This is a genomic window from Aliikangiella sp. G2MR2-5 (assembly GCF_015687155.1).
Classification (GTDB): Bacteria; Pseudomonadota; Gammaproteobacteria; order Enterobacterales; family Kangiellaceae; genus Aliikangiella.
This window is the reverse complement of the sequence record NZ_JADPQF010000001.1, coordinates 1,534,563-1,553,033: the sequence shown is the minus strand read 5'-3', so window position 1 is coordinate 1,553,033 and position 18,471 is coordinate 1,534,563. Positions and strand designations below refer to the sequence as shown.

Below are 18,471 nucleotides of genomic sequence, written 5' to 3'. Positions count from 1 at the left end.
CTCGGTTTATTGTAGTGAGTTAAATGCTAAATTCGAGACTAATATACAAGAGCCATGATTCAGGGCTCTGTCGAGTCCGACTGATTTTCAAGTTGTGCTTTACCGGCTGATACGGCGGGTAAAATTGACCAGAATTCTAGCAGTCGCGCCCCAGATATTATAATGCTTATATCGAATAACGTAGAAGCTATATTGGTGCCCATTGATGGTTTCGGTGACTTTTTCCTGATTGGTCTGATCAGTTACAAAGGTCAGAGGTGCGGTAAAGACTTCTTCTACCTCGTTTCGATCAATTGTCAATTTATAATCTGAATCTACGATGCCTACGTAAGGGGTGACATTATACTGAGAGACTGTTTGTTGTTGAGGGAGCCTGCCGATAAGCTGTATTTTATTGTCAGGGATTCCTATCTCTTCATAAGTTTCCCGGGTTGCTGTTTCAGATAGCGAGTCGTCCTTGTCCTCATATCCACCGCCGGGAAAACTGATTTGACCCGGGTGGTGCTTCAAGTGCTCCGCACGCCGAGTAAGAATAACCTCCCATAAATCGTCTTGTCTGTTAAACACCAGGGGTAACAAAACAGCGGCGCACTTTAAAGAATCCTTTATATCAGGTTGTTCGTCTAAAGGAATGAGATGTTGTTTAATCGTATCTATCATTGGTAACACTTTATTCCGGGTTGAGGAAAAATTCAAAGTGCTCTCGGGCTCTTATTCGCTCTTTGCAAGCACTGGAAGAATTTTAGCCAACTTATCAAAGGTTTCCTGATATTCTACTTCCATTTCAGAGTCGGCGACTAGTCCGCCGCCAGCCCAGCAATAGAGTTGATTGTTTTTTGCTATTAACGTGCGTATACAGATATTGGTGTCCATATTGCCGTTAAAATCGAGATAACCAATGACGCCGCAGTATAAATTGCGTTTGCACTTTTCCAGTTCCTCAATGATTTCCATTGCTCTGATTTTAGGGGCGCCGGTAATCGAGCCTCCAGGCAGAGTTGTGGCTAAAAGATCAAAGTTATCAAATCGCTCATCAAGTTTTGATTCGATAGTTGAAATTAAGTGATGAACTGATTCGAATCGATAGTGGCCAAAGAGTTCGCCTACTTTTACACTTGCTTTTGCCGCGGTTCGACTTAGGTCATTACGTAACAGATCGACAATCATCAGATTTTCTGCTTTGTCTTTTTCACTGTTTTTTAATGCCTCTCCCAATTTCTTATCTTCCACCGGATCGGCGGAGCGGGGTCGAGTGCCTTTAATCGGCTGAGTGGTAACTTTGCCCTGATGCGACTCAATAAATCGTTCCGGAGATAAACTGAGTATCTGATGCTCTTCGCATTGCATATAAGCTGAAAAGGGGGCTTTATTTGCCAGCGAGAGCTTACAATAGGCTTGATAGCTATTGCCCTGATAACGGCATGAAAACTGTTGGGCATAATTAACCTGATAACAGTCTCCGGCGTGAATATAGTTCTGGATTTTATTAAATGCTTCGGCGTACTCTGTTTTGGAGGTATTACTTTCCCACTCTCCAACCAGCGAAAAGTTCTCTGACTGCTGACTATCGGTTTGTGCATGGTAAATGCGTCTGACTAATTCAACATTTTGCTGCCATAGCGAAGGTTTCAAACCAAAATTGTAAACTCGAGTGGTTTTTTGTTTGTGGTCATTTATTAGCACCCATTGATAGAGTCCCATTTTAAGCCATGGCAGGGCTATAGCATCATCGGTTGTATCAGGCAGCGTTTCCAGATGTCGCCCAAAATCATAACTAATGTAGCCTACTAGTCCGCCGTTAAAAGGAAGCTTCAGATTAGTCTCATTCGACTGCTGGTGGGATTTTTTCTGGTAGAAAGACAATATTTTTCTCAGACTTTCCAGCGGTTTGTTTTCATTAATCTCAGGGAGTGAATGGTCGGCAAAATTGTTGATTGAGAGTTTTCCATTCGAAAAGTTGATGCCCAGAGTTGGTTCGCATACGACTATGTCATATCGGTTGTAATTCAGATCATGGCCGGCACTATCAAGCAGGGTAAACCAGGGTCGGTGTGACAGTGGTTTGAGTTTTTCTAATTTTTCTGCCGGCTGGATATAAGGCAGCTCAATAAATTGCATAGTTTCTAAACAACGACTTATTATCAGTTGCGATATTTTAACTTATTTCTCTGACTTAGGCTTCCTGACTTAATTTTGGTATCATTTATCCAGATTCAAACATCACCTGGCGAGCAAAAAAATCTCGTCGTAAACTGGTGAACTAATAAAACGGAAATTACTTTTTCGTGCTCCACATACTGTTACACTTTGTTCTGCCTGCATTAATTTCACCCTTGTTTGGGAAGAAGCGTTGGCTCAGAAACTGGCTTATTCTGTGCGCCACAATGCTGGTCGACCTCGATCACTTGTTGGCGACACCGATTTATGATCCTCTGCGCTGTAGCATAAATTTTCATCCACTTCACACTTATTGGGCAATAGGGGTATATATTGTTTTTCTAGGCTTCAGGCCAACACGGATTGTTGCTACCGGATTGATAATACACATGCTTCTGGATTGGCAAGACTGTTATTATAAAATTACTTTTACTATGATTTTCAATAGTTTAATAATGTTCTAAAAATTAGATTTAGAATATAAAATATTGTTATATAGTTAAAAGTGAATTTACATTGTCCGATCATCAAGGTTTAATCGATGATTATATGTTAGCAATAACGGAAAGCAGGCATTGCAAAGAATTATACAGCCAACAAACCAGATTGACGCACAAATTAAACTGCCGGGTAGCAAATATGTGGCTAATCGCCTGGTACCATTGTGTGCTTTGGCAAGCTCAAGGTCGCAACTGACAAACCTGGTTGAAAACGATGATATTAATCACGCCATCGACGGGCTTGGTCAACTAGGTTATCAATTTAACAGGATTGAAGGAGGACTTGAGGTCCTACCCAGAAGTCAGGCGCTTGCTGAAGCTGCAACTATCTATACCGCCCATAGCGGAACCTTTTCACGCTTCGTTGCTGCTATAGCCGCCTTAGAGACAGTACCGGTGACTATTAATTGCTCAGAAAAAATGGCTACTCGGCCAATGCAAGAGCTATTTGAGACATTAAGGGCTTTATCCGTTGATGTAGACAGTCCGAATGAATGCCTGCCTGCCATTATTACCGGTTCGCTAAAAGGGGCACAATGTCGGTTAGATGCCTCAAGAAGTAGCCAATATTTAAGTGCTTTACTCATTGTTGCTCCTTTTCTAAAAGATGGGTTGATTATTGAGCTGGAAGGGGAGCTGGTTTCCAGAGCCTATGTCGATATGACCATCCAGCTAATGTCAAAAATGGGAGTTGAGGTCATAGAAGAGGGTCATTGTTTTATTGTAAAACCTGGTCAGGTGTATCAGGGGATTGATTACGATATTCCTTGTGATCCCGTTTCTTCAACTTATTTTATGGGCGCGGCAGCAATTGCTTCCGGCAGAATAAAGATTAAGGATTTCGATTTTGATTCGACACAGGGAGAAGCCAGGTTTTATCAGGTTTTGGAGAAGATGGGAGTAAAAGTTAGCAAAAACAATGATGCGCTGGTTATTCAGAGTAACGGCGTTTTGAATGGGGTTGAAGTCGATATGGGCGGGATGCCTGATGCGGTTCAGACTCTCGCGGTAGTGGCGTGTTTTGCTGAAGGAAAAACAAGAATTAACAACATTGCGCACCTGGCCTATAAAGAATCCAACAGAATTGAGGATACCGCCACCGAACTCCGTAAAGTCGGTGTAACTGTGAATTCAGGCTTGGATTTTCTGGAAATTGAAGGTTTAGGCCGAGAGACGGAGCTTCTTAAAGGTGCAAAAATTGAGACACACGAAGACCATCGAATGGCGATGAGTATGGCTTTGCTGGGGATAAAAATTCCTGAAATAGAAGTCCTTAATGCCGAAGTTGTCGCCAAGTCCTTTCCTACCTTTTGGAAGGCAATGGAAAGTATTGGTGTTAATAGTCTGGAAATATCCGGCTAGGTTCAATTTCTAATTGCTGAAATCGCGTTAAATAAGACAGAATGATGATGGAAAACCATACAATAGCACAATTGTCTTTAGAGGAGATTGAGTCTGCCATTGACCGTTTGAAAGAACGAAAGGCGTTTCTTTTATCGAACAATAAAAGGGAAGTAGAGCCATGTTTGATTCCTCGCAAAATTGTTGTCATCGGTGGCGGAGGCCGGTTAGGAAGTCGATTTGTGCAGGCATTCAAAGCTTGTGGTCATAATGTTTCGACTCTGGAAAAAGATGATTGGATTGATGCTGAAGAAATACTGGGAGAAGCAGAACTGGTTTTAATATCTGTGCCTATTGAACTGACCAATGAGGTTATCCATAGTGCAGCCAGTTTGCTCGAAAAACTTGGTCGTAGTGATTTTTGTACGCTTGCGGATATAACCAGTATTAAACAAAGTCCATTGCGAGAAATGATGTCGCGTCACGATGGGCCCGTTTTAGGGTTACATCCAATGTTCGGTCCGGACATTCAGAATTTTGAAGATCAAACTATTGTTGTTTGTCATGGCAGAGGCCAGGAAAAATATCAGTGGGTTATCGATATCCTGGCCAAAATGAAAGCACGGCTGGTCAATGTTGAGGCTAAGAAGCACGATTCAATAATGGCCTTCGTTCAGGTGTTGCGCCATTTTTCAACAGTAGCTTATGGAGCTCACCTGGCGAATGAAAATCCCGAACTTAAGGAGATACTTGCTTTGAGTTCTCCTATCTACCGACTTGAATTGGCCATGGTTGGCCGACTTTTTGCTCAAGCGCCAGAGTTATATACCGAAATTATTTTTGCCAATCTGGAAAATGTTAAAATGATGAAGCGTTACCTCGATATATTCCGCCAGCTATTGGAGTTGATCGAGCAAAACGATAGGAAAGAATTTAAGCGCGTGTTTCTTGCAACACGTGAATGGTTTGGTCGTTATGCAAGTCAGTTTATGAAAGAGAGCAGTGAAATGCTTGCCGCAGCGCACGAGATTAGAAACTAGTAGTTAAAACTAGACAGAACAACCAGAGTATTATTTTTATTCTGCAATTTAAATTAATACTTGTGAAACTTGATAAAGGGTTTAATTATGGCTGGTGATAGCCTGGGAAAAATTTTTAGAATCACTAATTGGGGCGAGTCTCATGGACCAGCTGTTGGTTGTGTTATTGAAGGCTGTCCTCCAGGGATTGAACTTTGCGAAGATGATATTCAACCTTATCTGGACAAAAGGCGTCCAGGACAAAGTCATCTGGTAACACAGAGAAATGAAGCTGATAAAGTTAAAATTTTGTCAGGTACAGTAGATGGAAAAACGACCGGGACAGCGATTAGCTTGTTAATAGAAAACAGTAATCAGAAATCTAAGGATTATTCAGAGTTTGCAAAGCTTTACCGACCGAGTCATGCTGATTTTACTTATCAACAAAAATATGGAATTCGAGATGTGGCCGGTGGTGGTCGAAGCTCTGCCAGAACGACTGCTGCAAATGTTGCTGCAGGTGCTATCGCGCAAATTGTTTTGGCAAAACAGGGTATAGAAATCATATCCTGGGTAGAGTCGGTTGGCGAAGTGAAAGCAGGTATTGCAATCGATTCAGTAACGACTGAACTTGTTGAAAGCAATCCTGTTCGTTGTCCCGACAATGTTGCTGCTAAAAGTATGGAAGAAAAAATACTTGCGATCCGAAAACAGGGAGATACCATCGGTGGAGTGGTTCGCTGTGTGGTGAGAAATATGCCTGTCGGATTAGGTGAGCCATTGTTCGATAAGTTGGAAGCCGATCTGGCTAAGGCAATGCTTTCAATTAATGCCAGTAAAGGATTTGAAATTGGTTCAGGTTTTGAAGGTACAAAAGTACCGGGCAGTCAACATAATGATCTTTTCTATAAAGATGCCGATGGTCAGGTTAGAACTCACACCAATAATTCAGGGGGTGTACAGGGAGGCATTTCCAACGGTATGGATCTTGATTTCAAAGTGGCGTTTAAATCTGTTGCAACATTAATGCAAAACCAGACGACGATAGACAAAGAAGGAAATCTTGTTGAGTATCAAGGGAGAGGGCGACATGATCCTTGTGTACTTCCTCGAGCAGTACCTATTGTTGATGCAATGACGGCCCTGGTTTTAATCGATCATTATTTACGGGATCGCGCTTACCGCTAGGTCAAGGCGTTGGGTAAAAGATATAGTCATCTTCGTTTTATTCGCAGCAGGTATAATCTGTTGCGAATTTTCTAATTTTTCATTATAAACTATCGATTTTAAGGTATTCGCACGTCTGCTGAATTGTTCTCTGGTTTGTTTGCGCTATAGTCAATTGGTGAAGCTTTGAAAGCGTCGTTAATTTGATGGAGGATAGTGCGATGACCGGTTGCTACAACAAGATTGAACTTGATGAGGCTATTGATAAAGTCTGGCAAAGATTTACTAATTTTCACGATCTTAGCTGGGCACCAGAAGTAGTCACATCAGTGGAAAAAGTGGGAGATATCGAAGGTGATCAGGTTGGTGCGAGGAGAATATTAAATGACGTTTTTCATGAAACCTTAACTGAGTTGAATCCACAAGAATATTCTCTTTCCTATACCATCGATGATGGTCCCGGACCGGTAGCCAAGGATACGGTGAAAAACTATGTTGGCAATGTAAAGCTTTCAGCCAATGGAGACGGCACCCTGGTGGAATGGAGTTCTACCTTTGAGTCGCAGGATGAAAAGCAGGTTCAGGATTTTTGCAATCCAATCTACCGCTCGCTCTTGACTGCGCTTAAATCTAACGTCGACGGATAGTGTTTTAAATACGAAAAAGGGAGCAGATATGGCTCCCTGTAGCTTTCCGTGCCTTTCGATCTTTGATGAATCCAGAGTCGCTATTTTTTTTTCTTTGGCAGCTGTAAGCCCAGTTGTTCTCCTCGCCATTTTGCAAAGTACATTCCACCAAACAAAAACATATTCGCCAGGATGAGTTCAATAACAATTGCGGGCCACTCTGCTAGATGAGTGATAAAGCTTGCCAAAGCATGGCAAACATAGATAACGGCAATAAAGCCTGACCAGGCATGAGTATAGGCTTTGCCTTTGACCAGTCCTATCAGCGGAAAAAGTAACGGGACTAACCAAAAACCAGTAATTACACTGTTGTTGAACTGCGGTGAAGGAAACCATATTAGATTCCAGAAAGGAATAAATACAATTAAACCGAAATAGCCGGCCAATGTGACACGGTGAGCAAACAGCATTTGTTCGGTTGGCGCTTGAATTGTCTTATTATCCGTTGACTCAATTTCTGACATTTGAAAGGCTCGAATTTAGTTTTTAAGTTTTTGGGCAACAGCTGCAATACGTTTACCCTGGGCTATTGCAAGTCGTTTTTCAGAGTCACTGATCGGACGGTTGTTATTGCTTCCGTCCCAATGGGTGACACCATAGGGAGAGCCGCCACTCTCGGTATGAAGTAATTCTGTTTCACTATAAGGTAAACCACACACCAGCATGCCATGATGTAGAAATGGAATCATCATGCTAAGCAAAGTAGATTCCTGACCGCCGTGCATTGAACTACTTGATGTAAAAAAGCTAACAGGTTTGTTGGCAAGCTTTCCTCCCATCCACATGTCGCTGGTTTGATCGAAAAAGTATTTCAGTGGAGCGGCCATATTACCGAACCGGCATGGACTACCCACCACCAGAGCGTCACACTTCAGTAGGTCATCGGTAGTCGCGTAGAGATCGCCTTGCTCGGGAATATCTGATTCGGTGGCTTCACAATTTGTTGATACTCTTGGAACTGTTCTTAAAACTGCCTCTGCGCCAGTTTGTTCCACGCCACTGGATATAAGTTTTGCCAACTGGCGAGTGGCACCACCCGCCGAGTAATAGATGATTAGGACTTTAAGCATTAGTCAATTAAGTCCAGCACATTCTCAGGTGGGCGACCAACGACAGCCTTATTACCTTTAACGACAATAGGACGCTCAATTACTTTTGGATAAGCAATCATTTTTTCAACTTGTTGTTCGACAGAAAGGCCTTCCTGATCCAGGCCTGCTTCTTGATATTCTGCTTCTTTTTTACGCATGATGTCACTGGGTGTAACGCCCAATGCTTTGATTACTGCGGTGAGTTCACTTTTACCCGGAGGGTTTTTCAGGTATTCCACAATTTCTACGTCTACACCTTTTTCATTTAAAATCTCCAGAGTTTGTCGAGATTTTGAACAGCGCGGGTTATGGTAAATTTTATACTCAGCCATTTGGTATTCATCCTGTGCTTGGGGTATATTGCAAGAAAGCGTTATTTTAGGGCGAAGCCGTGGTAGAGGAAAGGATAAAATACCTCAAAGCATTTGTTTTCCATATATTTAAACAATACTCAAAGGACCGGTGCTCTTCGATCGCAGCTGAGCTTACGGTTACCAGCTTGTTGGCGTTGGTGCCACTAAGTGCCGTTATATTTGCGCTGCTGGCCTTTGTCCCCAGCTTTCAGGCCCTTGGTGAGGAAATGCAATCGTGGCTGTTCAAGTATTTCGTTCCCGGCACGGGAGAAACCGTAAGGCAATATATTAATGAGTTTGTGGGCAAAGCGAGAGAGCTTTCTACTGTTGGAAGTTTAATGCTATTAATCACTGCATTGCTGATGATGCGGACAATCGATACCAGCTTAAACAAGATCTGGCATGCCAGATCCAATAAGTCCTTTATTCGAACATTTCTTGTATATTGGGCGGTCCTCACATTAGGCCCGCTGCTACTGGGTTCGAGTCTTTTTATTACTTCCTATATCAAGTCAATACCGGTTGTCTCTGACGTTGTTGAAAATCATAGCCAATGGTTCACCTGGTGGTTGCCGTTTCTAATGGAGTCTATTGCCTTTAGCCTGATTTTTTACGTTATTCCGAACAGGAAGGTTCCGATCACTCATGCGCTAATATCTGGTGGTTTAACCGCAATTTTGTTTGAGGTAGCAAAATGGGGCTTCGGTGTCTTTGTCACCAGCTTTTCGACCTATCAGCTGATTTTCGGGGCACTGGCGGCGGTCCCACTGTTTCTTATCTGGATATATCTAACCTGGAGTATCTTGTTATTTGGTGCGGAAATATGTCATGGCATTGAAGCATTCGAAATGGAAAGGGACAAAGCCAAAGAGCATCCCTTTATTGAAATAGTTAACCTGATCTTGCTGTTGGGGGATTTTCAAGATGCTGGTAAGACTATAGATGAAGAACAGTTGAAATTAATTTCGAAAAAAGGTAAACGACAATCTAATGTTGACTGGCTGGAAAAGCTGGTAGAAGCCGGGCTTGTGGTAAAGACTCAGGAGCAGAGTTACTGTTTGCTGAAAAGTCTCGATAAAATCGATTTTCTCTCTATCTACCAGGTAGCCGGAAACCAGTTTCCGACACAGTTCCAGGTTAACCAGTCGCAGCTGCCGGAAAATACACAGAAGCAACTGCTGGCTTTTTCACAAAGTATGACTGAGATGCTTAGTGGTCACCTGGTAAGCGTACATTGTCCAGAGAAATCTCCTCGCCAGCTTCCTGTTCGTTAAAAGCATCATCAATGTTGCCTTTTTCGTGTGGAATAGCGGTCCACGGAATTATATCTGAGATTTCTTCCTGGACTTCCTCGGCAAGTTCGTCTCGCAACTCGTAAGTCTGGAAAAAGAAACGTTCAATACAAGGAGTGATCTCCACTTTAACCCGAGGTCTGACTTCGACAGGATTATCAAGCCCTATCATAGCGTAAACGCGATCCCCTTGTGACGACCCTCTATGGGTAATAATTGTTGCCGCATTACTACCCTCAACCATAGTATCCGATATGACCAGACCCGGCTGTCCGCCTTTCTCATTTTTACCCTGATAAAGAATGAGGCGCACCGGAGTGACCTTACCGTCGATATATTTCAAACCCATCATGGTTCCATTATGCTTGTCGCCGGTGTACCAACGACAAACCGCCAGGCGCCAGTGCGGAGCCGGCTTGCCATCCATATATTCTCTAACCAGCACGATATCACCTAATGAAATACTAGGGAGCAGGTAGTGTCGCGTACATAGTCCTATCCCGCCAGCACTCACGTTAATTGCATCCCAGGTCAGTTCTTCCCGGCTTTTAACGGTCGTGAGCTTGGCAATATCTTCATATTGAAGGGCTTGCCTGCCAAGTTGCTGGGCTCTGCTTGCTACCTTGGTAACATTTTGCATACCCCAGACTACGTCCACTTTGGTAACAATCGGATAGCGGCGAGCATTCCGCTCTATGCGTGATCGCCAGTGTTTTGACAGGTGCTTCCATAAATAATTAGCTGAGTCGATAGATATGGAAGGGTGAAATGACTTCTCTGGCAGATTGTCTGTCATTTCAAGGTTCTCACGGTCATAATTAATCTGTCTTAGCAGATCAAAGGTGAGAAGCAATCGAATCTTTGGATCTTCAGGATCATCAAGTTCGCTAGTAACAAAATTGGGTTTATTTTCGCTGGTGACATCTATAATGAAGCATTCCTCTTTTCTAAAATCATCAGGATCTTCTGAGATGTAGGCGAGGTGTATCCAGTTCTGGAGGTAGTAGAAGACATGCCAGTGATCCCCTTTATCGAGGTGATAGGGATCTGCCAGTGCAATCAGACAGTTCCTGACATAGTTTTTCTCGACGGTATTCAGGCAAAGCGTTTCGCAGGTATCAAATTCAGTCTTTTCAAGTTCTTCCTTGCCTGCATAAGCAAAAAGCGCATTAATTTCTCGCCACAGATAAATTGGAACCGGGGTATACAGTTGATACTGTTCAATCAGCATTATGCCAAGATAGAATATCGCGTAACCGATGGCTTTGTGTTTGTGCTTGTTTTTATTCCAAAATAGCTTCTTGTGTTGACTGTCATTAATAATAATTTTGTGAGCGAAAGCCATTTCACGGGTCAGGTTATGAAGCTTTTCCAACACTTCTTCACTCTGACGGTTTCCTACCATTTTCAGTGTTCTTTGTGGTCGAAAGTAATCATGAATAAATCGATAGGTCTTATCAAAAAGTTCCACCAGCTCGGCGCGTTGTTTGTAAGGAAGCTCGGTACGATTAAGACTGGATATTGCTCTGGTAACTTCCGGCAATGTTTTTGACATGTCGGCAAGCGGCAGTGACTTAAGCCAGATCGCCAGTTTATTTCGATCTGTCTCGACTAATATATGTTGGCCTTCCTGTTGAGAAGGGATGGTAAGTCTCAGGCTTTCCATGTTTGCTACTACTCTCTATAACTCAGACAGTTCGGTACTTCCCCCCGAAACTCTCTATTTAATCCTTTATTCGCTTCTAACTGACTTGTTTTTTTACTTGTTTGAACTTGTCTTTGTCGGAGTTACTGCTTATTCTGCACTGTGCAAATTTTGCAGTGTCTATCATTTCGCCGCCAAGATATCATTATATTGGTGAATTTTGAATCTTAGCAAACAAAAAACAACATGATTATCAAGTCAATTAATACCAAGTTGATGAAAACTATAGCATATTTGCTGCCCAGAGTTCTAATTTCCTGTGTATTGTTTTTGCAGGCTTGTAGCCAAAATGGAGACTTCTACTTGCTTTCCGGGGAGCGAAAGTCACTGGACGATTATCGCGGGCAATGGCTATTGGTTAATTTCTGGGCTGAGTGGTGTTCCCCTTGCCTGGAGGAATTTCCTGAATTAAATCAACTGGCTCAAGCAAAGTCTGAGCAAGGCATTCAGGTGATCGGTATCAGCTATGACCCACTGAGTAATACTGATTTAAAACAGAAAGTAGAGGATTTGAATATATTGTATCCAGTAATGGCGACTGATCCGGTTCCTGTACTACCATTTGGTTTGCCACCGACGTTGCCGACAAATTATCTGATAAGCCCCCAGGGAGAGGTTGTCGCGAAGCTTGTCGGAAAGCAGAGTGCTCACTCAATCAACAAAGTTATTCAGGAATACCGCGCTAATTCTGGTCGGAAGGAATAAGAGATTAACCAGATTCTGACGCTCACTCGCATCGTTAGGGTGTGAAATGATAATATTGAATCACGCAGAAGACGGTTTTTATTACACTTGAATTTAAATTGAATTGTTTGCCTGTGATATTTTACCTCAATTAAAATGAGCACTGGTCGGGATTTTTCACCTTGAGTTTAGGATAAAATCCGTGGAAGATATAACACTGTCCAATTTTAGAATAATTAATTGCTAAACTCTTAATATTTAAAGAGTAATCATAGGGCGTGTTCGAGTAGAGCTAACTAATTTTGCTCTCATGCAGGGAATAATGAATAAAATGCAACAGAATTGTATGGCCTTGGCCGCAAAGCCGGCCTTAAAATTTGGTAAAACTGGTCAAAATCGGAACTATCGCTCGTTAAGGGTGAAAAGTCGTCAAACTTTTTTACGAAAGAGGCTTGCGCGACTGTTACAACTGATCATTGTTGGCTGTATGATATTTACCGGTGGTTTTGTCAGCGCTGAAGAGGGACAAACAACAGCCTCTAAACTCGAAGCACTTAAGAAGGAAGTTTTAAGTGTTAATCGTGATCTTTTTATTTTGGAAGAAGATCTTCTTTTTCCAGCTTCAACCCAAGTCGCTGTTTACCTGTCGATAGATGTCGGCCAGTTTTTCGCCCTGGATAACGTAAAGCTAAAAATCGACGATAAGGAAGTGACTCATTACCTGTACACAGAAAGAGACGTTGATGCACTTCATCGCGGAGCAATTCAAAAACTTTATCTTGATAATTTGAGTGCAGGTACTCACCAAATAGTAGCGATAATCCTCGGTACAGGTCCTCATAATCGAGAGTATCGAAACGCGATTGCCTTTGACTTTGAAAAGGGCAGTGAAGCCAAAGCTTTAGAGATTCAGATAAGAGACGATACTTCAAAGCTCCAACCTCGTTTAAATGTGGTCGAGTGGTAGTCTGAATTATATGGTTATCGCACGGAATATGCGTAAGTTTGGATTGCGTTTAATTAGCATTGTTTTATTTTCCGGAAGCCTTGTCGCGGCAGAAGGCGATAATGCAGTTAAGGAAGATCTTAATAAGGAAGATCTTAAAAAGCCTGTCGTGATTGAAGACCTGGCCTATGGTCACATTCTTTTTGAATATTATCGAGGAAACACGATAGAAGCGCTGAATGCTATCCTGGTAGCACAAAAGCGTAATCAACTGGCCAATCATAAACAAAGTGCAAAACTTTTGTCGGGCGTGATTTATCTGGATTTAGGAATGCTGGATCATGCGCAGTCTATATTTAACGAGCTACTTTCCGAAGAAGAATTAAAAAGTACTTTACTCGCAAAGATAGAGTTCTATCTTGCCAAAGTTCATTATCGTCAAGCTGACTATGCTCAAGCAGAGTTTCGATTATTGCGCGTAATGCCGTCGTTGAAACGCAGCTTAAAAGATGAAGCCTTGATCATGCTGGCGAATATTGCAGTTTATAAAAACGAAAAATCAAAAGCGGAAGAGTTTCTCTCACAAGTTGAAGCGGACTCCGAGTTATTAGCTTACAGTCGATATAATCTAGGTATACTGTTTTTGCGTGAAACCAATCTTGAAAAAGCATTACCATTTCTTGAGAGGGTTAATCTGGAGTTTACCGATGATCGAGTGGTGAATAGTCTGCAGGATAAAGCTTTTACCGCGCTTGGTTTTTTCATGCTTTCAAGCAAAGAATACGATAAAGCCCGTAGCTACTTGCAACGTGTTCGCTTGTCGTCTCCCTCTGCTAACAAAGCCCTTCTCGCTATGGGGTGGAGTTATCTTGAGTCTCATTCACCTAAACGCGCACTTTCTCACTGGTTAGCATTAAGAGAAAGAGATATTCGAGATCTGGCCGTTCAGGAAGCGCTCGTTGCTATTCCATACGCTTACCAGAAACTCGACTCTATGCAGGAAGCACTGGACGGCTATATTCATGCGTCGAATGTTTTTCAGCAACAGATTGAAATGATTGACGAATTAAAACGAAAAATCAGGGAAGACAATTTAATTGAAAGTTTTCTGGACAAACTAATTCTTGCTCAAACAAATGAGATTGACGATGACGGTGTGCAAGATTCGAACTTGTTTGGCGATGAGTTTGATTATTACCTGTTTGAACTGGTGTCACAGCATCAATTTAATGAAAGCTATCGTAACTATCAAAAGCTTGGCAAGCTGGCACAAATTCTTAAGCATTGGGAAGGTCAGCTTCCTATTTTTGATGAAATATTAAATGCAAATCAAACTCGATTTAATGAAAAGCTACCCTTGGTAGAAAAGTATCTGGCGCAAGGGGCATTTGAACAGTATGAGAATGAGCTTGAAGTTATCAGAACTGATATTGCTGCACTAAAGACAAATAAAAAACTTCATCTGTTGGCAAATGAGGAACAACTTGACCTTTATGCAAGAATAGAGCGAGTCATAGAGAAAATTTCTCGTTTACCAGAAGGCATGATTTCAGAAGAACAAAAACAAAAAGCAAGACGAGCGCAAGGGGTATTACAGTGGCAGCTGGAAACCAATAAAGTTGAAAAGATCTGGCAACTGGAAAAGCTTGCTAAAACTATTGGAGAAACAATTGACCAAATCCGGCAGCGAAAATCCAAGCTAGCATATTCGCGGGACATCGCAGAAATCAGATTTGCGGGATTTGAGTCAAAAGTGGAAGATGGAAAAGCCGGACTTTATGGACTTCGGGATAAAATTCATCAGCAAATAGCAAGAGAAGCATTCGATTTAAAAGAGCAGATTATTAGTGTGCTGGATCAGCGACGCGCGACGCTGGACCATTATTTACTACAATCAGATCTTTCGGTAGCGAGGCTGCATGATCAGGCTGTCGAAATTCCGGAGGCTGAGTAGTATGCAACGGCAAATATCTATTGAAGGTAGAAAGTACCTGAATACGCTCAGAACATCCTTAACAAAAAGCCGAACATTAAAAGTTGCTTTGTCATGGCTGGTGGTGACCGGTTTCCTCGCGTCGTGTGCCAGTATCAAGCCGATAATTCCAATTAAGCCGGTTAATCCTGCTGACCTTGAGCCCAAAGTAGAGTTTATTGATCAGCAGGAAGTCGAAGTGAAAACTTCACAAATACAAAAAATTAACGCTGAACAAGTGGTTCAGAGCTATGAAAGGCTGCTGACCAGGGGAAATCCCATTGTTCGACAGGAAGCTCTGCATCGATTAGCTGATATTACTTTACGTCTGGCCGAGGCTAAGATGGAGTTTGTTGAGTCAGGGCAGGCAGATAAGATGACGCCTGCGGTCAAGTCGGCTTCATTTGAAAAAGCGGTGGGTCTTTATCAAACCCTGCTCGACGAATTTCCCCAGTACGCTTCAGCGGATGAGGCTCGCTACCAGTTAGCACGGGCACATGCGCTCAATAAGAACCCCGAAGCTTCTTTGCAACTTCTCGACAAAATCGCAGTGGTTCATGATGAATCGAATTCTTATGTAGAAAGTCAGTTTAGAAGAGGCGAGTCATACTTTGTTCGCAAGCAATATGCAACAGCTGAAAAAGCTTATGGTGAAGTTATTAAAAATGGTCAAAATACCGAGTACTTTGACAAAGCTTTATATAAGAGAGGTTGGTCTCGTTTTAAACAAAGTTTTTATATGGAAGCCCAGGAAGACTTTTTTACGCTTTACGAACGCCTCCTATACCAAAAGAAGAGCCGCACAGGTCTGGTGCAGTTAACCGATGACTTGCTCGCCGATACGCGTCGCGTAATTGCGCTCGGATTTTATAATCTGGAAGGCGCCGATTCTGCGAAAACTTATTTTGCCAAGTTTGGTAGCAAGTCCTTTGAAAATGAGATCTATCAAGCCCTGGCAGAACTTTATGTTGAACAGGAAAGATATCAAGATGCCGCGGATACATATTTTGCTTTTATCGACGGTCATCCGCTATCTTTGTCATCGCCGGAATTTCACACACGGATTATTGAGATTTATCGAGTTGGCGGTTTTCCGAGTTTGATTTTGCCAGCAAAAGAAAAATTCGTAGTTAACTACGGTCGTCAAAGTGCATTCTGGCAAAAGTACTCCGGCAAGGTTATAGAAGACCTATTACCGTTTTTGCGAACTCACCTGGATGATATTTCACGTTTTTATCACGCTCAGGCGCAGAGCACAAAAAAGCCCGGGGATTATCTGATTGCAGCGAAATGGTATCGAGAGATACTCTATACATTTAATGACCCTTCTGTTGATTCTCAATATCGTTTCCTATTAGCTGAAGCTCTTAGTGATGGTGGACAGTTACTGGAGTCAGCCAAGGAATATGAAGTTGTCGCCTATCAAAACCCTGCGTCCAAATACTCCAGAGATGCTGGCTATAGAGCTTTGGTTGCGTACCAGAATGTCAGCTACCCGAAAAATATTTCTACTTCACAAAAACTGGCCAGTGTAATTAAGAGCGGGCAAATGTTTGTTAAAGCATTTGCTTCAGATGAAAAAGCTCCGGAAATACTTGCGAGGGTTGCTGAACAACAATTGATGATCAAAGATGTTGCTGGCGCTATTGCATCGAGCGAACAGCTATTGCTATTACCCAGAAAACCAACGCAGAAGCAGGCAAATCGTGCAAGAATCATAATTGCCAATGGTCTGTTTGATTTGAAACGCTATGCAGAAGCGGAAGTTGCGATTACCGACCTTCTGAAAAATGCCACTTTAACCAAGAAACAGCGTCAGACCTTTCGAGAAAGAAGAGTTGAGGCGGTATACCAGTTAGCTGAAGGGGCAAAGTCTGAAGGAAAAAGTGAACTTGCAGTTTCTCTTTACTTGAAAGTTACTCAGTTAGAGCCAGGCTCTGCTGTAGCGATCAATGCTCACTATGATGCAGCAACCTTGTTACTGGTTGGTGAGCAGTGGGGGGAAGCTGGGAAGTTATTTGAATCATTTAAAGTGAAATACCCCAAACACCGATTGACCCAAACTATACCTGAGAAATTAGCTTTAATTTATGAGAGCAAAGGTGACTGGAACAAAGCAGCACAAACACATTTAGCCATAGCTGAGAGCCAAAGCGATCCTAAGCTTGCGCGTGAAGGATACTGGAGAGTTGCTGACTATTACCTTAAAGCTAAGAATAATAAGCAGGCAATAGCCAGCTTTAAGAACTACGTGTGGAAATATCCATCACCTTACTTACTGGCTCAGGAAGGACGCAACCATCTGGTGACCTTGTATGAGCAAGCTGGCGATAAAACTAAAAGTTTGTTCTGGCGCCAAAAAATTGTTGATTTCTACTATAAACATAAATCAGAAAATAACAGTCGAACAACATTTTTGGCTGCGGAAAACAAATTTTTATTGAGTGAAGATTTATTTAAACAGTTCCAGGCGATCAAGTTAAACTTACCATTAGCCAATTCGCTAAAGAAAAAGCGTGCTGCCATGAAGACTGCGCTGCAAGCTTACAATTCGATCGCACAGTTTGGCGTCGCCAAGTTTACGACTGCAAGCACGCATAAAGTGGCGGAAATCTACCATATACTTTCAAAAGACCTGCTTTCATCACAAAGACCGAAAGGACTCGATGAGGATGAACTTGAAGAGTATGGATACCTTCTTGAAGATCAAGCATTGCCATTTGAAGATAAAGCAATTGAGTTTTATGAAGTGAATGCAAGACGAACGGCTGAGAAGATATACGATGAATCCGTCAAAAATAGTATTAGTGAGCTGAAAAAACTGAAGCCAGCGCAATACGATAAAAACGAAGTATTGGAGGCCCTGAATGAAGTTCAATTTTAGTCGTTTAAAGTGGCTACCGTTATTCAGTGGATTTGTACTGCTTACTTCTTGTTCTTCAATGAAACCGGGCGAGTCAGATTCTTCTTCGGCACCGGATCAACAAGTTACTGCAAATAACCAAAACGAAGCAGCACAGGATAGCGCGCAACCAAGAATTAAAGCAAAAGACCCGATGAATGGTATTACGGCTCCTTTGTCGCTCATCAAAATTTATGCTGAAGTTAATACTCTGCTAGAAAACAAAAATTTCGATAAAGCCGTGGAGGCTTTAAAGAAAGCGCAGGTTGACCATCCTGAGTCTTCAGGCCCTGGTTATCGACTGGCAAGAGTCTATATGGTGCAAGGTAGGAATGATCTCGCTCTGGACTCGGTAGAGACTGCACTATCAATCAAGCCCGATAACTATGTTGCGCTAAATCTCAAGGCTATTCTGCTAAAGGAAAACGGAGAGTTTGACAAGTCTTTATCTGCTTATCAGAAAGCACTCGAAGTTTACCCTGATTATTTGGCTGGCCATTTGAATTTGGCGATTCTGGCTGATATTTATTTGTACCAGCCTGAGTTGGCTTTAAAGCATTTTGAAACATATCTTATGCTAAAATCTGAGACTGAAGAGCCTGAAGATAAAAAGGTGACTGGTTGGGTTGCGGATCTAAAGCGCCGCTTACAATGAG

The 18,471-nt window shown here is 42.3% G+C and carries 17 protein-coding genes; 11 read left to right on the top strand and 6 right to left on the bottom strand.

Annotated features, from left to right (window positions below; translation table 11 throughout):
* Positions 1-99: 99 nt before the first annotated feature.
* Together IYN84_RS06395 and pabB are read right to left on the bottom strand one after the other, a co-directional pair.
* Positions 100-660, bottom strand: a complete 561-nt coding sequence (locus tag IYN84_RS06395; RefSeq protein ID WP_196138318.1) for a CoA pyrophosphatase — start codon at positions 658-660, stop codon at positions 100-102.
* A 51-nt stretch (positions 661-711) separates the two neighbouring features.
* Positions 712-2,118, bottom strand: a complete 1,407-nt coding sequence (gene pabB, locus IYN84_RS06390) for an aminodeoxychorismate synthase component I (protein ID WP_196138317.1) — start codon at positions 2,116-2,118, stop codon at positions 712-714.
* Positions 2,119-2,285: 167 nt separating this feature from the next.
* Here pabB and IYN84_RS21650 point away from each other — a divergent pair, with 167 nt between their 5' ends.
* The 5 genes from IYN84_RS21650 (at position 2,286) to IYN84_RS06370 (ending at position 6,831) form a co-directional block, all read left to right on the top strand.
* Positions 2,286-2,621: a DUF6122 family protein gene (locus tag IYN84_RS21650; RefSeq protein WP_371734804.1), complete on the top strand. Its 336-nt coding sequence runs from the start codon at positions 2,286-2,288 to the stop codon at positions 2,619-2,621.
* Between the two features lie 111 nt (positions 2,622-2,732).
* Positions 2,733-4,019 (top strand): 3-phosphoshikimate 1-carboxyvinyltransferase, encoded by a 1,287-nt coding sequence (gene aroA, locus IYN84_RS06385; protein WP_196138316.1) that lies wholly within the window; start codon positions 2,733-2,735, stop codon positions 4,017-4,019.
* Positions 4,020-4,060: 41 nt separating this feature from the next.
* A complete protein-coding gene (gene tyrA / locus IYN84_RS06380) occupies positions 4,061-5,038 on the top strand; it encodes a bifunctional chorismate mutase/prephenate dehydrogenase (protein WP_210330307.1) in 978 nt (325 codons plus the stop codon).
* 87 nt (positions 5,039-5,125) lie between these two features.
* Positions 5,126-6,205, top strand: coding sequence for a chorismate synthase (gene aroC / locus IYN84_RS06375; RefSeq protein WP_196138314.1), 1,080 nt, complete (start codon positions 5,126-5,128; stop codon positions 6,203-6,205).
* Positions 6,206-6,405: 200 nt separating this feature from the next.
* Complete coding sequence (locus IYN84_RS06370) at positions 6,406-6,831, top strand: SRPBCC family protein (protein ID WP_196138313.1); 426 nt, start codon at positions 6,406-6,408, stop codon at positions 6,829-6,831.
* A gap of 80 nt (positions 6,832-6,911) precedes the next feature.
* Here the strand turns inward: IYN84_RS06370 and IYN84_RS06365 are convergent, their stop codons facing one another.
* From IYN84_RS06365 to arsC, 3 genes are read right to left on the bottom strand one after another with little or no spacing between them, the layout of a single operon-like run.
* Complete coding sequence (locus IYN84_RS06365) at positions 6,912-7,334, bottom strand: DUF2069 domain-containing protein (RefSeq protein ID WP_196138312.1); 423 nt, start codon at positions 7,332-7,334, stop codon at positions 6,912-6,914.
* A gap of 15 nt (positions 7,335-7,349) precedes the next feature.
* Positions 7,350-7,940 carry an NAD(P)H:quinone oxidoreductase gene (wrbA, locus tag IYN84_RS06360; protein ID WP_196138311.1) on the bottom strand — a complete coding sequence of 197 codons (591 nt, stop codon included), beginning with the start codon at positions 7,938-7,940 and terminating at the stop codon, positions 7,350-7,352.
* A complete protein-coding gene (gene arsC, locus IYN84_RS06355; protein ID WP_196138310.1) occupies positions 7,940-8,293 on the bottom strand; it encodes an arsenate reductase (glutaredoxin) in 354 nt (117 codons plus the stop codon). The genes wrbA and arsC overlap by 1 nt, the downstream gene beginning before the upstream one ends.
* A 59-nt stretch (positions 8,294-8,352) precedes the next feature.
* Here arsC and IYN84_RS06350 point away from each other — a divergent pair, with 59 nt between their 5' ends.
* A complete protein-coding gene (locus IYN84_RS06350; protein ID WP_196138309.1) occupies positions 8,353-9,588 on the top strand; it encodes a YihY family inner membrane protein in 1,236 nt (411 codons plus the stop codon).
* On the opposite strand, the gene IYN84_RS06345 is transcribed toward IYN84_RS06350, so the two are convergent.
* Positions 9,524-11,272 (bottom strand): hypothetical protein, encoded by a 1,749-nt coding sequence (locus IYN84_RS06345; RefSeq protein ID WP_196138308.1) that lies wholly within the window; start codon positions 11,270-11,272, stop codon positions 9,524-9,526. The genes IYN84_RS06350 and IYN84_RS06345 overlap by 65 nt on opposite strands.
* 225 nt (positions 11,273-11,497) lie before the next feature.
* Here IYN84_RS06345 and IYN84_RS06340 point away from each other — a divergent pair, with 225 nt between their 5' ends.
* The 5 genes from IYN84_RS06340 to IYN84_RS06320 all read left to right on the top strand — a co-directional run bounded on the left by IYN84_RS06340 (position 11,498) and on the right by IYN84_RS06320 (position 18,470).
* The gene (locus tag IYN84_RS06340; RefSeq protein WP_196138307.1) at positions 11,498-12,016 is read left to right on the top strand and encodes a TlpA disulfide reductase family protein; all 519 of its coding nucleotides are present in this window, start codon (positions 11,498-11,500) and stop codon (positions 12,014-12,016) included.
* Between the two features lie 301 nt (positions 12,017-12,317).
* Positions 12,318-12,962, top strand: a complete 645-nt coding sequence (locus IYN84_RS06335; protein ID WP_210330306.1) for an AraC family transcriptional regulator — start codon at positions 12,318-12,320, stop codon at positions 12,960-12,962.
* A 28-nt stretch (positions 12,963-12,990) separates the two neighbouring features.
* On the top strand, positions 12,991-14,895 hold the full coding sequence (locus IYN84_RS06330; RefSeq protein WP_196138306.1) for a lipopolysaccharide assembly protein LapB: 1,905 nt from the start codon (positions 12,991-12,993) through the stop codon (positions 14,893-14,895).
* Between the two features lies 1 nt (position 14,896).
* On the top strand, positions 14,897-17,797 hold the full coding sequence (locus tag IYN84_RS06325) for a tetratricopeptide repeat protein (protein ID WP_196138305.1): 2,901 nt from the start codon (positions 14,897-14,899) through the stop codon (positions 17,795-17,797).
* Positions 17,781-18,470, top strand: coding sequence for a tetratricopeptide repeat protein (locus tag IYN84_RS06320; RefSeq protein ID WP_196138304.1), 690 nt, complete (start codon positions 17,781-17,783; stop codon positions 18,468-18,470). Before IYN84_RS06325 ends, IYN84_RS06320 begins: the two co-directional genes overlap by 17 nt.
* Position 18,471: the final 1 nt, after the last annotated feature.